The organism is Arthrobacter sp. AQ5-05 (assembly GCF_003287975.1).
Lineage (GTDB): Bacteria > Actinomycetota > Actinomycetes > Actinomycetales > Micrococcaceae > Paeniglutamicibacter.
The window spans coordinates 187,574-201,418 of record NZ_QMKQ01000002.1; the positions used below are offsets into that span (position 1 = coordinate 187,574).

At 65.8% G+C, this 13,845-nt stretch carries 13 protein-coding genes; 2 read left to right on the forward strand and 11 right to left on the reverse strand.

Translation table 11 applies throughout. The features are described from left to right. Positions 1-29: 29 nt before the first annotated feature. From DQ353_RS03480 to DQ353_RS03525, 10 genes are all read right to left on the reverse strand, one after another. The gene (locus DQ353_RS03480; RefSeq protein WP_113761392.1) at positions 30-515 is read right to left on the reverse strand and encodes a universal stress protein; all 486 of its coding nucleotides are present in this window, start codon (positions 513-515) and stop codon (positions 30-32) included. Positions 516-559: 44 nt separating this feature from the next. Beyond that, entirely contained in the window at positions 560-1,747 is a 1,188-nt protein-coding gene (locus DQ353_RS03485; protein ID WP_113761393.1) for a TerC family protein, read from the reverse strand. 237 nt (positions 1,748-1,984) lie between these two features. Beyond that, the gene (locus DQ353_RS03490) at positions 1,985-2,521 is read right to left on the reverse strand and encodes a ferritin (RefSeq protein WP_113761394.1); all 537 of its coding nucleotides are present in this window, start codon (positions 2,519-2,521) and stop codon (positions 1,985-1,987) included. Positions 2,522-2,864: 343 nt separating this feature from the next. After that, complete coding sequence (locus DQ353_RS03495; protein WP_113761395.1) at positions 2,865-3,836, reverse strand: PDR/VanB family oxidoreductase; 972 nt, start codon at positions 3,834-3,836, stop codon at positions 2,865-2,867. Positions 3,837-3,884: 48 nt separating this feature from the next. After that, positions 3,885-4,688 carry an amino acid ABC transporter ATP-binding protein gene (locus DQ353_RS03500; RefSeq protein ID WP_286166582.1) on the reverse strand — a complete coding sequence of 268 codons (804 nt, stop codon included), beginning with the start codon at positions 4,686-4,688 and terminating at the stop codon, positions 3,885-3,887. Further along, positions 4,685-5,620: an amino acid ABC transporter permease gene (locus DQ353_RS03505; RefSeq protein WP_113761396.1), complete on the reverse strand. Its 936-nt coding sequence runs from the start codon at positions 5,618-5,620 to the stop codon at positions 4,685-4,687. The genes DQ353_RS03500 and DQ353_RS03505 overlap by 4 nt, the downstream gene beginning before the upstream one ends. A 16-nt stretch (positions 5,621-5,636) precedes the next feature. Next, positions 5,637-6,569 (reverse strand): ABC transporter substrate-binding protein, encoded by a 933-nt coding sequence (locus DQ353_RS03510; protein ID WP_113761397.1) that lies wholly within the window; start codon positions 6,567-6,569, stop codon positions 5,637-5,639. A gap of 69 nt (positions 6,570-6,638) precedes the next feature. Next, positions 6,639-7,682 (reverse strand): succinylglutamate desuccinylase/aspartoacylase family protein, encoded by a 1,044-nt coding sequence (locus DQ353_RS03515; RefSeq protein ID WP_286166583.1) that lies wholly within the window; start codon positions 7,680-7,682, stop codon positions 6,639-6,641. Next, positions 7,679-8,128 (reverse strand): hypothetical protein, encoded by a 450-nt coding sequence (locus DQ353_RS03520; RefSeq protein WP_113761398.1) that lies wholly within the window; start codon positions 8,126-8,128, stop codon positions 7,679-7,681. Before DQ353_RS03520 ends, DQ353_RS03515 begins: the two co-directional genes overlap by 4 nt. A gap of 5 nt (positions 8,129-8,133) precedes the next feature. Beyond that, positions 8,134-9,174, reverse strand: coding sequence for a Rieske 2Fe-2S domain-containing protein (locus DQ353_RS03525; protein ID WP_113761399.1), 1,041 nt, complete (start codon positions 9,172-9,174; stop codon positions 8,134-8,136). Between the two features lie 169 nt (positions 9,175-9,343). Between DQ353_RS03525 and DQ353_RS03530 the strand changes: the two genes are divergently transcribed. Next, positions 9,344-10,006, forward strand: coding sequence for a GntR family transcriptional regulator (locus DQ353_RS03530; protein WP_113761400.1), 663 nt, complete (start codon positions 9,344-9,346; stop codon positions 10,004-10,006). A gap of 19 nt (positions 10,007-10,025) precedes the next feature. On the opposite strand, the gene DQ353_RS03535 is transcribed toward DQ353_RS03530, so the two are convergent. After that, positions 10,026-11,588 (reverse strand): PucR family transcriptional regulator, encoded by a 1,563-nt coding sequence (locus DQ353_RS03535; RefSeq protein ID WP_113761401.1) that lies wholly within the window; start codon positions 11,586-11,588, stop codon positions 10,026-10,028. A gap of 201 nt (positions 11,589-11,789) precedes the next feature. Here DQ353_RS03535 and DQ353_RS03540 point away from each other — a divergent pair, with 201 nt between their 5' ends. After that, positions 11,790-13,844, forward strand: a complete 2,055-nt coding sequence (locus DQ353_RS03540) for a hydantoinase/oxoprolinase family protein (RefSeq protein WP_113761402.1) — start codon at positions 11,790-11,792, stop codon at positions 13,842-13,844. Position 13,845: the final 1 nt, after the last annotated feature.

Below are 13,845 nucleotides of genomic sequence, written 5' to 3' on the forward strand. Positions count from 1 at the left end.
CCGGCCACCGGTGGCCGGGCGCCACTGGCTCAGGGCCTCGGGCGGACCACCAGCACCGGGCAGGCGGCGTGCCGCACGCATTGTTCGCTGACCGAGCCCAGCAGCATCCCCTTCAGTCCCCCGCGCCCGCGCGTTCCCACCACCAGCATGCGCGCATCGTGCGAGATGGCGACGAGGCTCTTGAGCGGCGGCGCATGCACCGGGCTGTAGGTGATCTCGACGCCGGGGAACTTCTCGGCGACGGGACGCGCGTCGCGCACCATCTCCTCCTTGACCGCGGCGGCGAACTCCTCGAACGGCGGGACGTATCCGGAGGTCCACTGTGCCGGCTTCGGTGCCGTGACGATGGACCACGCCCGGGAGACGACCACCGGCAGCGCCAACTGCCCGGCCAGTTCCACGGCCGTTTCCAGGGCGAGCTGTGCGCCCTTGGATCCGTCGTGCCCCACGACGATGCTGCCTGCCGGTGCCGGCTGGATGGGGGGTGTTGCGCCAAACGGGTTCTCGCTGTCCATGATCGTTTCTCCTTGCTGGTCGGTCTCCTGCCCGCTGGCAATGGCTATTGCTGCGGGTATTCATCGTGCTGCCGGTGTGCCTCGGCCACCAGCGCGCGGATCTTGTCGACGTCCTTGGCCTTGTTGCGGTATTTCAGCTCCATCGCCTGGATCTGCGCCTCCTCCTGCGTCAGCAACCGGTAGACCCGCTCGCGCTCGGCGGGATCGGCGGTGTAGCCGAGGTCCGTGAATTCAACGGCATGCCTGCGCGCACTGTTGATCGCCGTCTGTGCCTTTCCTGCCTTGCTCAGCAGGGACACGACCACCGTCACCACCAGCACCCCGATGATGAAGCCCAGGGACAGTGCCGTGGTGATCTCGATGACCGGGACGGGTTCTCCGTCGTTGATGAAGGGCAGGTTGTTTTCGTGCAGCGCGTGGAGCACCAGCTTGATGCCGATGAACGCCAGGATCGCGGCCAGCCCGTAGGAGAGGTAGATGAGGCGGTCCAGCAGTCCATCGAGCAGGAAGTACAGCTGGCGCAGCCCCATCAGCGAAAAGGCCGTGGCGGTGAAGACGATGTACACGTTCTGCGTCAGGCCGAAGATCGCGGGAATGGAGTCCAGCGCGAACAGGATGTCGGTGCCGCCGATCGACACCATGACCAGCAGCATGGGTGTCAGCGCCCGCTTGCCGTGGTGCATGGTGAACAGCTTGTCGCCGTCGAAGTGGTCGGTCGTGTGCAGGAACCTCTTGGCCAGACGCATGACGAAGTTCTCCGACTGGTCCGTCGCCTGGTCCCCGGGCTTGAGCAGATTGCCGGCGGTGACCAGCAGGACCAGGCCAAAGATGTAGAACACCCAGGCAAAGGAATTGATCAGCGCCGCACCCAGGAAAATGAACCCGGTCCGGGCCACCAGCGAGAACACGATGCCGAAGAGCAGCACCTTTTGCTGGTCCTCGCGCGGGACCCGGAAGCTGGCGATGACGATGAGGAAGACAAAGAGATTGTCGACCGACAGCGCCTTCTCCGTGATGTAGCCGGCGAAGTACTCCGAGCCCATCGTGGTCCCGCCGAAGACCATGACCAGGATTCCGAACAGGATGGCAATGCCCACATAGACCGATGACCAGATCGAGGCTTCCTTGAGCGTGGGCACGTGGGCCTTGCGGATGTGGAAGAAGTAGTCAAAGGCGAGCAGGGCAACGATGGCGCCGACGGTGATGCCCCAGATAAGGGGTGAAACACTCATGTGCCCCTGCTTTCGGACGGCGGTGCGCGGGTCGGGCGCCGTGGGCTGCGTTGCCGGGCCCGGGCCCGTACACACCCGTCCGGGCCGTGGCGGGATCCGCGGTGACTAGCAACGCAGCAAGTCCATTGGGACAAAAGTAGCATCTGGACTGGTCGTTTGTTAACCCCCTGCCGGGGTGCGAGAGACCCTGGGTGTCCTGCTCCCGCCGGGTGTATGCCCCGGCCGATGCCGATTGGCCTACAGCGCCCCGCCGGCGGCTTCCGGCGTCCCGCCCGATCCGCCGGACTGCCCTGGATCCCCCACGGACTCGCGGGCCAGGAACGTTTCGACGTCGAAGAGGTTGCTCGCCCTCCGGGCCACGTTCAGCAGCGTCGACATCGAGGCCACCTCTTCGACCTGCTCCTTGAGGAACCACAGCATGAACTGCTCGCCCAAGGGGTCCTCCTCGGCACGGGCCAGGGCAAAGAGCTCCTTGATCCGCTCGGTGACCTCCAGTTCCTGTTCCAGGGCCAGGATCAGCGGATCCTCCGCCGTCTCGAAGTCGTTGCGTACCGCCTCGACGCCCGGGATGCTGGCCTTGATGCCGCGATCCAGCATGTACTGGACCATCATCATGGCGTGGTTCCGTTCCTCCAGGGATTGGCGGTAGAAGTGTTTCGCCAGCTGTGGCAGGTCCTTCCCGTCGTACCAAACGGCGACGGCAACGTACTGCTGGGAGGCGGCGAACTCGTTGCCGATCTGGTGCGTCAGCATGTCGTTGAACTTCGTGCTCATGATGCTCTCCTGGGCCGGGTGTGCGCGGATGGGGGTCCGTCGGCCGCCAATCCTTCGGGCGGTGACCGACAGAGTGCCTGGTTCGAGGTTCCCCGCTCCCGCTGGCCCAGTCAAGGGGGCGGGGAACCCCAGGAGCCTCGGCGGTGCGAAGATCCCTCTCCCCTGTGAACCGCGGCTGCGCATCTCTTTGTGCCGTCCCGGGACGTCTTTTCCCGGAACGGTCCGTCGGCATGGGGATGCAAGCACCCGGATCCCCCGTATTGACATGTCGCCATGCGGTTCCCCGCCACCAGGAATTCGACGGCCACGGTCCCTCGACAAAGTGCGGGCGCCCGGATCGCGTCTAACCCAGGTCGAGCACCAGGCGCTTGCCCTTGCACCGCGACACGCAGATCATCATGGTGTCCCCCGCCTCGCGTTCCTCGTCCGAGAGCAGGGAATCGCGGTGGTCGATCTCCCCGGAGAGCACGGGGGTTTCGCAGGTGCCGCAGATCCCCTCGCGGCAGGAATTCAGCGGATTGCGCCCCGCGTCCTCCAGTGCCTGCAGGATGCTGACCCCGACCGGGACCCTGACCTCGGTGCCGTCGGTGCCCTGGACCGTGAACTCATGGTCGCCCTCGTGCGGCGCCACTGCCGCTTCCGCGGTCGCGGGGTCGGCGGCAAAGCGTTCGAAGTGCAGGCGGGAAGGATCAAGCCAGCCCCCGGCCAGGGATTCGATCACCTTCAGCAGCGGTCCGGGGCCACAGGTGTACACATGGAAATCCGCGCCCGGATCGGCGAGCAATTCCGCCAGCGGATAGAAGCCGCTCTCATCGTCGGCGTGGATGTGCACGTTCTGTCCGTAGCCGGCGAGCTCGTCGAGGAAGGCCATGTTCTTCCGGCTGCGGCCCATGTAGATCAGCCGCCACGGCTTGTCCCCGGCGGCGGCGGCCCGCACCATGGGCAGGATCGGGGTGATGCCGATCCCGCCGGCCAGGAACACATGCTCCGCGGCCGGCGCCAGGGCGAAGTTGTTCTTGGGACCGCGCACCTGGATCTTGGTGCCGGGGCGCAGTTCGTCGTGCACGAAGGCCGAGCCGCCGCGTCCTGCCGGTTCCCGCAGCACCGCCAGGCGCCAGGAATCCCGCTGCCCGGGATCCGAGCACAGGGAATACTGCCGGATCAGTCCGTTGGGCAGCAGCACGTCCAAGTGGGACCCGGCATCCCATTCCGGCAGTTGATGGCCCAGCGGATGGCGCAGTTCCATGGACAGGACGCCGTCGGACTCGTGGGTGATGCGGTGGACTTCGGTTTCAAAGAATTCCAGGGTCGACATCTGTATGTGCCCTTTCAAGGATGCGTGGATGGATGGTTGATGCGTGTCTCAGCGCACCGAGGCCAGGAAGGCGCGGGTGCGTTCGTGCTGCGGATTGCCGATGACCTCCTTGGCCGGGCCCTGCTCCACGACATGGCCGTCGGCCATGAACACCACCCGGTCCGCAACGTCCCGGGCAAAGTTCATCTCGTGGGTCACCACGACCATGGTCATGCCGGTGGCCGCCAGGTCCTTCATGACCTTCAGGACCTCTCCCACCAGCTCGGGATCCAGGGCCGAGGTCGGCTCGTCAAAGAGCATGACCTTCGGGCGCATGCACAGGGCCCGGGCGATGGCCACGCGTTGCTGCTGACCGCCCGAAAGCTGTCGGGGGAAGGACTTGGCCTTGTCGGCCAGCCCCACCGAATCAAGCAGCTGAAGGGCCCGCGCCGTCGCGGTGGAGCGTTTCTCCTTCAGCACCAGGCGCGGTGCCTCGATGAGGTTCTCCAGCACGTTCATGTGCGGGAACAGGTTGAAGTGCTGGAACACCATGCCGATCTCCACCCGGGACCGGCAGATCCGCGCATGTGACTGCTCGTGCAGCTTGGTGCCCTTGAGGTCGTAGCCCATCACCGACCCGTCCACCCACATGCGCCCGCCGTCGATGGTCTCGAGGTGGTTGATGCAGCGCAGCAGCGTCGATTTGCCCGACCCGGAGGGGCCGATCAGGCACACCACCTCCCCGCGCCCGACCTGCAGGTCGATGCCCTTGAGGACCTCCAGGCGGCCGTAGTTCTTGCGGATCGCATTGGCCATGATCATCGGTTCCAGCGCCTTGGCGGTGGTGGTTGCCTCCATGATGGTTGCACTCATTTCTTGGCTCCCTTCGCGCTCAACGGGTCATGGACCCGCACGAAGCGTTTGAGTTGTTGCCACGGGGTCGGCGGCAGGCTGCGCTGCCCGCCCTTGGCGTAGTGTCGCTCCAGGTAGAACTGCCCCACGCCCAGGATCGAGGTCACCACGATGTACCAGATGCTGGCCACCATCAACAGCGGGATCGTCTCGAAGTTCCGGGCGTAGATGATCTGCGCGGAGTACAGCAGTTCGGGCACCGAGATGACCGAGACCAGTGCGGTGGTCTTGAGCATGCCGATGGTCTCGTTGCCCGTGGGCGGGATGATCACCCGCATGGCCTGGGGCAGGATGACCCTGCGCATGGTCTGCAGCCTGTTGATGCCCAGCGCCCCGGCCGCCTCGGACTGGCCGTGCTCCACCGACAGGATGCCGGCGCGCACGATCTCGGACATGTAGGCCGCCTGGTTCAGGCCCAGCCCCAGGATCGCGGCGGTCAGCGGCGTGATGATCGCATTTGCGTCCAGGTCCACCCCCGGGATCCCGAGGGTGATCGAAGGGTAGAGCGCCGCCAGATTGTACCAGAACAGCAGCTGGACCAGCACCGGAGTGCCGCGGAAAAAGCTGATGTAGGCGAAGGAGGCGGTGCGCACCACCGGGTTCGCCGAGATCCGCATCACGGCCAGCACCACTCCCAGGACGATGCCGATCACCATGCAGATGGCGGTCAGCTCCAGGGTGATGGCGATGCCGCGCACGATCGAGACGTCGCGGATGTACATCCCGACGGTTGCCCACCCGAAGTTCGGGTTGGAAACCACCGAGCGCAGCAGCAGCAGCCCGATGAACACGATGACCGCGGCCGAGATCCAGCGCCCGGGGTGCCGGGCCTTGACGATGCTGAAATCGTCTGCCGCGGCCGCGGTCTTGTAACGTTCGGTAGCAATGCTCATGGTGTGGGTATCACTTCTACTTCAACACGACGTCGGCGGGGGTGATCGCCACGGTCGAGGGCAGCTTCCACTTGGAATTCATCTCCAGGTAGACCGGGGATTCAAGGACCGCGGCCGTGGCGGCCTGGATGGCAGGGATCAGCTCGCTGTTCTTGGCCAGCGCGGCGGCGGTCAGCTCGGGCTCGAAATCAGGGCCCTCGGCGAGTTCGAACTTCCCGCCGGCCAATTCGCCCTGGTAGGCCAGGGACACCGAGTCGGCCATGACACCTTGCACGCGCCCGGAGGTCAGTGCCAGGTTCGCATCGTTCTGCGTGGGGAAGAACTGCATGTCGATGGCGGGGTTCCCGGCCTCGGTGCAGGTCTTGGAGAAGGCCGGCAGGATATCCAGGGACTGGATGGAGCCCTTCTGCGCGGCGATCTTCTTGCCACACAGGCGCTCCGGGTCCACCCCGAGCTTTTCCGGGTTCCCCGGCGCCACGGCGATTCCGGTGCCGCCCTGCAGGTTGGGAACGAAGTCCACTGCCTTGCGGCGCTCGTCGGTGACGGTGAAGGTGGACATCCCCATGTCGTACTTGCCCGACTGCAGTCCCGGCAGGATGGTGTCGAAGGTGGCCGGCACGTGCTCGACGCTAAGGCCCAGAACCGCGCCGATTGCGTCGCCCATGTCCACGTCCCAGCCGATCATGGTCTTGTTGTCGGTGTCGTAGAACTCGAAAGGCGGGTAGGTGGGGTCCGAGGCGATGCTCAGCACGCCCTTGTCGCGGAAGGCCGCCGGCAGCAGTGCGCGGGCTTCTTCGTTGACGCCCAGGGCAGCCGCGGAGGCGGAACCGGCAGCCGGGGCGGCGCTGCCCTGGGTCGGTTCGGCCTGGGTGACGGTGGTGCATCCGGTTGCGGCAAGGGCAAGGAGCATGCCGCCGGCCAAGATACCTGCGGTGCGGTGCGAGATCATGTTCTGTCCTTTTGTGGTGGTGTCCGGGCCGGAATCGGCACCGGATTTTCGGTGTGGTGGAACGGGATACTACGGATCAAGGGGGTCAAGGGCCCGGGCGATGTGCAGCATGTGGCTGCCCGGGGACACCACAGTTGGTCGACGCAAGATTGCGACAACGCCATCGGTGCGTGCAGTGAACAGCCTCGGGGGCCGGTCCAGCTCGTCGATGAAGTGCACGCGCGCCACCGGCTGCCCGGCGGCCACCGTGTCTCCCAGGTCAACCAGCGGCTCGAACAGCCCGGCCACCGAGGAGGTCACCGGCGATTCCGGAACCAGGCCCAGCCACTGCGGGTCGGCCACGGGTGCGGCGCCGAGGTCGTCCTTCAGGATCCCCAAGCCGCCGAGCAATGCATCCATACCGCGGCGCAGGCACCCCAGTGCCTGACGGTCCACGGTCCCGGCACCGGAGATCTCGGTGGAGATCGTGGGGATCCCCGCCAGATCCCCGGCGCTGGACAACGATCCGGGCTCGAGCATCGGGCCCACCACCATCACGTAGGGAAGCCCGAGAAGCCGGGCGGCGCGCAGCTTCGCACCCCATAATCCTTCGTCGGGGCCGCGATAGATGAACGCGCACGGCAGGTACGTCGAGTTCGACCCTCCGGAATGCATATCGATCACGAAATCGGCGCGCGGCAGCAGCTCCCCGGCAATCAGCGCGGCCACCTGTTCGGTTGGCCCGCCGTCTGCGCGGCCCGGATAGCTGCGGTTGAGGTTTCCCGCATCGATGGGCGAGACCCGCGCGGCACCGCGCACGGCCGGGGAGTTGGCCGCAGGTACCACGATCACGGTGCCCGTCAGCCGCTCCGGGTCCAGCTCGCGGATCAGTTCGTGGGCCAGGACCTGGCCCTCGTACTCGTCCCCGTGGGTGCCGGCGACCAGCAGGGCCACCGGTCCGGGTCCTGAGGAAATCACGGCCACGGGCACCGGGATGACCGACCCGTCGTGCACGTTGTCCGAATGCACCACGTGTCCGTAGCCAAGTTGCTTCCCTGGGGCGGAAAAGTCGATCCCGCTGAAGGCCGAACCGACCGGGGCGAGCTGGCGCGCCGGCAGCGTCCCGAGTTTCACGGCACCCAGCGCAGGGCCGGGGCACGGCGCGGCGCCAGCATTGTCACCGAGACCCGGGCCTCGGGTGCGGTCAGCGAGAGGCGCAGCGACTCGTCGTCCTCGCCCTCCACGATGAACACGTCGCCGGGATTCAGCCAGCGCTCCCAGGGACCGTCGACCGCGGCGATGAGCACCTGGCCGTGCAGCGAGGTCACCACCATCTGGTGCCCTGCGGCTCGCTCGACGATGCCGGTGTAGCCGTCGGCGTACACGCGGGTCTGCACCCCGATGTAGTCGGGGTCCGCCTCGACATGGACCTCGGGTCCGGCCTGTTCCTGGATCAGGCGGGCGGTCCAGCGCCACGGGTCCCCGCGTTCGTCGGTGTCCGGGCAGGCGGCCAGCGTGCGCTGCCCGGGTTCCGCATCCCAGTAGTCGTCAAGCGAGTCCTTGCGTACCAGCAACCACATGGCGTCTAGGCCCTTGCGCCGGCGGCGGAGCGGTCCGCGACGGCGGCCTGCTCGCGCTTGATGAGCGTGGAAAGGATGCGCCGGGCCTTGGCCACGCCGCCGTCCTGGGCGATGAGCACGTCGAACTCGCCGGCCGGGCGGGACTGCATGCCGATTTCCTGGGCTTCCAGGGCCTCGGCATCCTCGCGCAGCACCGTCTCCAGGCCCACGCGCAGGTCCTCGGTGGCCTGTGCGTCGTCGACGGCGAAGTTGCGGCTGAAGGCGTAGTAGTACCAGGAGTTGTGCGCGTCGATCGGTGTGATGCCGTTGAGCACCTTGATCAGGTAGCCCTCGGCGCGGGGCTTGCCTTCCCCGGTGATCCCGGAGTGCAGCACGTGCAGGTTCGGCACAAAGAACTCGGTGCAGTGGAAGCGGTCGAACAGGCCGCGGGCATTCATGGTGTCGGCGTACAGCGGGGGGGCCTCGACCGAGGGCATCAGCCTATCGACGCTGACCACCGATCCCTCGACTTCAACGGTGATGCCGTGCTCGTAGATGTAGTCGTCGCCCACGGTGGTCTTGTGCAGGAAGGACTCGTGGGTCAGGTCCAGCAGGTTGTCGTGGATCAGTTCGGCACGGCAGGCGAACGGCACCGAGTGGGTCACGGTGGCCCATTCCGGGTCGTTCATCCAGTGGGTGTCGGGTACGTCCGCGGGGTCGGCCGCCGCCGCGTCGCCCATCCAAGCCCAGATCCAGCCGTCCTTTTCCACCAGCGGGTATTTGCGGACCTTGGCGCGTTCGGGGATGGTGCTCTGCGCGGGGACCTTGGTGCACATGCCGTCCTCGCCATAGGTGAAGCCGTGGTAGCCGCACTCGATGGAGTCCCCGATGGTGCGGCCCGCCGAGAGCGGGAAGGCACGGTGGGCGCAGCGGTCGGCCAGGGCCACGGGCGTACCGTTCTGGGTGCGAAAGAGCACGAGTGGCTGCTCGCAGATCACGCGCTTGACCGGTTTGCGGTCGACCTCGTTGCTCCAGGCCGCCACGTACCAGGTGTTCAAGACATACATGTTTTTTCCTTTTCCGGAAGGTGGAGAGTGCTTGACTGTATTCACCGTATACAGTGGATACAGATGGGTCAAGGGTTTTTTGTGACCCATGCCACCAGTGCCGCGACGCGGAGTGAAAACCGCACGATAGAATGCTGGGAACCGCGACGAAACATTTTCAGGGAGACGCATGGCTACGGGAGTCCACGACGCAAGGCCACTGGCGGTGCGCGTCCATGACCAGATCGCCTCCGAAATCGTCAGCGGAGCGCTGAAGCCGGGAGCCTCCCTGGTCCAGGAGCAGGTTGCCGCCCAATTCGGGGTGTCGCGTACCCCGGTGCGCGACGCATTGGCCCAGATCGCCATGGAGGGGCTGGCCACGCTGGTGCCCGGGAGCGGGTACGTGGTCAACGACCTCACCGCCCAGGATGTGCACAACGTCTTTGAGGTGCGTTACCACCTGGAGCAGCTGGCGATGGCACAGGCCATCGGCAGGCACTCCCCCGCGCAACTGGTGCGGCTGCGGGCACTTATCGACGAATTCGAGACGGTGGAACCCACCGACGCGGAGGAACAGTTCCGCCTCGGCAAGGAATTCCACCTGAGGCTCATGGATCCCTGTCCCAACCAGTACCTGCGCGAGACACTGGAAAGCATCTGGGGACACCCGATCCAGCGGAGGATCACCCGCGCCTACCAACTGGGGCCCGAACACCAGGCCTCCATTGCGCGGGCGCACCGCGAGATCCTCGAGGCGTTGCCCGCCGGCGACCTTCAAACGATCATCCGGGTCCTGGGCTACTGCCACGACTCCGGCGACATCGACCCGCAGGCCCTTCCCACCCGCGGGTGAACCCGCCAGAACCGGGCCGCTACGCCCCGGTGGCTCGGGCCCGGATCCGCAGGATCTCTGTCTGGTAGGCGAGGTAAAGGTTCGCGATCAGGCCCGGCTCGCCCAGGCTCCCGCCGAGGATCTCGCCCACTTTCTTCACGCGGTAGCGAACCGTGTTCGGGTGGACGTAGAGCCAGGCCGCGACCTTGGCAACATCCTGGTCCAGCGCCAAGTACCCCTGGATCGTGTCTACCAGTTCCTTTTCCTGCCGCAGCGGCTGCACAAACCGGGTCAATCGCTTGCGGTCGGCCGGCCCCTTCAGCCTGGCCAGCAACCAACTCGCGGGATCGACCTGCTCCATCCGGACCATGCATCCGCTCCCGCCCGCATCACCGGATGGCCGCCGCCGGGCGATGCCCGCGGCCAGCTCGGCCTCCTGGAACTGCTCCGGGACCTGCGCCAATGAACCGAAGGGCTCGCTCAGCCCAATCGCCATACCCGGTGCAGCGGCTTCCAGCCATTGCCCGCCAACCCGGGACTCCGGAAGCAGTGCGTGGAACCCCGGCGGCACCTCGGGCGTTTTCCCGTTCTCGGCAAATAGCAGCGGAACATCCAACCGTCCGGCGGAATCCACCAAGGTCTCAACCCTGGCCGGGGTCAACAACGCTTCACCCAGCGTGGTGGCCACGACCACGCGGACCTGCTCGAAGGCCTTGAACCCCAAGGGCTTGAGCAACTCCCAGTAGCGCAGTTCCCGGGAGACCTCGATCCCGTCCTGCAGGCTGGTGAGCAGCCTGGCATTTTCATGGCGTTGGCGCGAGGTGTCGAAATGGCTGATGCCCTCGATGGCTCCGAGCATGCGTTGGGTGGTTTCCAGCAGGACATCGCCCAGGTCATCGAGCAGCGTCCCCTGCCGCGTGGCAATCGCCAGGTGATAGCCGCGGCCGCGCAGCACCATCGAACGGTACATCACTTCCCAGCGGCCGATCGAGATCCTGTCCAGTGGCGAGGACCCGTTGCCGATGGCCGAGAGGATCAAATTCGTGGGACCCTCCCCCGTGGATTCGACAATTGCCCCGGAATCCTCGTAGAGCACCGCGGTTCCCCGGCAAGCCGCGCCCACCCGGCCAATAAGCGACTTCACCGGAGTGTCCGAGGAGATACTTTCCAGCAGGTCGTTGGTCAGCCACAGCATGCGCTTGAGGCCGTATTCCTTGGGTATCGACGCATTTCGGTTGACGTGGTTTTCGATGTGCCGGAAGGGGACATCCGGGGCGACCGCCACCAGCGGCAATCCCAGTTCCAAGCAGTTGTCGCGCAACGAATCGGGAATCGAGGGGAAATACAGGCCGATGCCGAAGAACAGGGCGGCGATATCCGCCCGGATCAGTGCCTCCACCAGCTCGCGCGCCGCGGCTTCCGGCCGCGCTTCATTCAGGAACCGCATACCGGTGGTCAGCATGATGTTTCCCGATTCAAACCAGCGGGCAGGATCGTGGATCTCGGAACTATGGGCACCGGTGACCCGCGGATCAAGGTCGCCGGCGACCACAAGCTCCAATCCCAGGGTCTTGTCCTTCACCAGGTCGCTTAAGTGCAACACCGCGATTCCCTTCGCTCGATCCGCCGCTCGATCTACTCTTCGCATTCGAGGCCGTGGGACCCCGGATCATCCCGAGCAGTACGGGATTTTGTAGAAAATACAATGATAGGCCCGAGACCTTTGAAATCCGCCAATGACAGAGATGCGCGTCACACTGCATGGTTGTGGAAAGCGAAAACCCGAACCAGCAAGGAGCGCAGAATGGCCAATTTACGAGTTGCCGTGGACGTGGGAGGCACGTTCACCGACGTCTGCATTTTCGACGAAGAAACCCAGGAAATGCGGGTCACCAAGGTTCCCTCCACGCCCCATGACCCCATGCTGGCCGTCATGGGCGGCGTGGAAAGGGCCAACATCAATCTTGCAGATGTCTCTTTGTTCTCACACGGAACGACGGTGGCAACAAACGCCCTCATCACTCGCAAGTTCCCGGCTTCGGCCATGATCACCACCCGTGGTTTCCGCGATGTCATCGAAATCCGCGACGGAACGAAGGACGATCTTTGGGATGCCTACAACGACGTCTCGGGCCCCTACATCCGACGCCGCGACCGTTTCGAGGTCACTGAGCGAATCGATTTCTCCGGCAAGGTCGTCACCCCCTTGGACGAGGTCGAGGCCCGGCGGCTCGCCGCATTGCTGCGCAAGCGCGGAACCACCACGATTGCCGTGTGCTTCATTAACTCCTACGCCAACCCCGCCAACGAGATCAGGATGCGCGAGATCCTCCAGGAGGAACTTCCCGAGGCCACCGTTTCGGCATCCGCCGAGATCCTGCCCGAGATCTTCGAGCACGACCGCTTCAACACCGCGGTCTCCAATGCCGTGCTGGCCCCGCTAGTGACCGGATACGTGGACCGCCTAGCCACACAGCTCAAGGACGGCGGCTATTCCGGGGACCTGCTGCTGCTTCACTCCGGCGGCGGATCGATGACCCCGCGCATGGTCAAGCGCTATCCTGTGAGGCTCGCGGCCTCCGGCATTGCAGCCGGCGCCATCGCCGCCAAGCATGTCGCCCAGCAATGCGGCTTCGAAAACGCTGTCGGACTGGACATGGGCGGCACCTCCACCGACATCTGCCTGGTCTCGGACGGCGAATTGCGCATCACCAAGGAATGGCACGTCGAATACGGCCACCCCATCGTCTTCCCCTCCATCGAGGTCATGACCATCGGTGCCGGCGGCGGCTCCCTGGCCCACATCGACATCGCCGGATCCCTGCGCAACGGCCCCCAGTCCGCGGGCGCGGCACCGGGCCCGGCCTGCTACAACACCGGCGGTGAAGAGCCCACCAACTGCGACGCCAACCTGGCCTTGAACCGCTTGGGAACCTCCCTGGCCGGCGGTGCCAAGTCCCTCGACCGCGACCTGTCCTTGGCGGCCATCAAGCGGGTCATCTCCGAACCGCTGGGTATGGAAGAGGCCGAGGCCGCCCATGCCATCCTGCAGGTCGCCAACGCCAACATGGCCGATGCGGTTCGCCTGATCTCGATCCGCCGGGGCTACGACCCGCGCGATTTCGCGCTCATCGCCTTTGGCGGGGCCGGGGCGCTGCACGGCGCCGAGGTGGCCCGCGAGCTGAACATCCCCACCGTCGTGGTCCCGGCGAATCCCGGAGTTACCTCCGCGCTGGGCTGCCTGCTGGTCGACATCCGCCACGACCTCTCGGCCATGTTCACGGGCCTGGCCTCCGAGAGCGATCCGGCAGAAATCGAAGCCCGGTTCGCGACCCTGGAAAGGGAAGCTTCCTCGCGCCTACGGCACGAGGGAGTCAGCGACGAGAACGCCGTGCTGCAACGCGAGATCTCCATGCGCTATGCGGGACAGTGGCGTTCGCTCTCGGTGCCCATCGGCTCCGGACGCGGCGCCCTGGACACCGCCATCGAGACCTTCCACCAGGAACACGAGCGGGAGTTCGCCTTCCGCCAGGACGACCAGCCGGTCGAGATCTACCAGCTGCTGCTCAGCGCCGTCGGCAAGACCCCGAAGCCTGCCTTCATTCCGGCCCCCCAGCTCAACGCCGACCCTGGCCCCCCGGTTTCCACCCGCGAGGTCTACTTCGGCGACGCCGGATGGCTGTCCACCCCTGTCTACGACAGGGCCCAGCTTCCCGCCGGCGCCACGTTCCCCGGGCCGGCCATCATCGACCAGCTCGATTCCACCAGCGTCGTTCCGCCCCGCACGACCGCCGAGATCGACGGCTGGGGCAACATTCGCATCCACCTCCACGATCTTTCCTCAAGCAAGGAGTCCTAGT

Bases quoted from the DNA above. Each gene is read 5' to 3' on its own strand.
- DQ353_RS03480 (WP_113761392.1), bottom strand. From the start codon at position 515: ATGGACAGCGAGAACCCGTTTGGCGCAACACCCCCCATCCAGCCGGCA.
- DQ353_RS03485 (WP_113761393.1), bottom strand. From the start codon at position 1,747: ATGAGTGTTTCACCCCTTATCTGGGGCATCACCGTCGGCGCCATCGTT.
- DQ353_RS03490 (WP_113761394.1), bottom strand. From the start codon at position 2,521: ATGAGCACGAAGTTCAACGACATGCTGACGCACCAGATCGGCAACGAG.
- DQ353_RS03495 (WP_113761395.1), bottom strand. From the start codon at position 3,836: ATGTCGACCCTGGAATTCTTTGAAACCGAAGTCCACCGCATCACCCAC.
- DQ353_RS03500 (WP_286166582.1), bottom strand. From the start codon at position 4,688: ATGAGTGCAACCATCATGGAGGCAACCACCACCGCCAAGGCGCTGGAA.
- DQ353_RS03505 (WP_113761396.1), bottom strand. From the start codon at position 5,620: ATGAGCATTGCTACCGAACGTTACAAGACCGCGGCCGCGGCAGACGAT.
- DQ353_RS03510 (WP_113761397.1), bottom strand. From the start codon at position 6,569: ATGATCTCGCACCGCACCGCAGGTATCTTGGCCGGCGGCATGCTCCTT.
- DQ353_RS03520 (WP_113761398.1), bottom strand. From the start codon at position 8,128: ATGTGGTTGCTGGTACGCAAGGACTCGCTTGACGACTACTGGGATGCG.
- DQ353_RS03525 (WP_113761399.1), bottom strand. From the start codon at position 9,174: ATGTATGTCTTGAACACCTGGTACGTGGCGGCCTGGAGCAACGAGGTC.
- DQ353_RS03530 (WP_113761400.1), top strand. From the start codon at position 9,344: ATGGCTACGGGAGTCCACGACGCAAGGCCACTGGCGGTGCGCGTCCAT.
- DQ353_RS03540 (WP_113761402.1), top strand. From the start codon at position 11,790: ATGGCCAATTTACGAGTTGCCGTGGACGTGGGAGGCACGTTCACCGAC.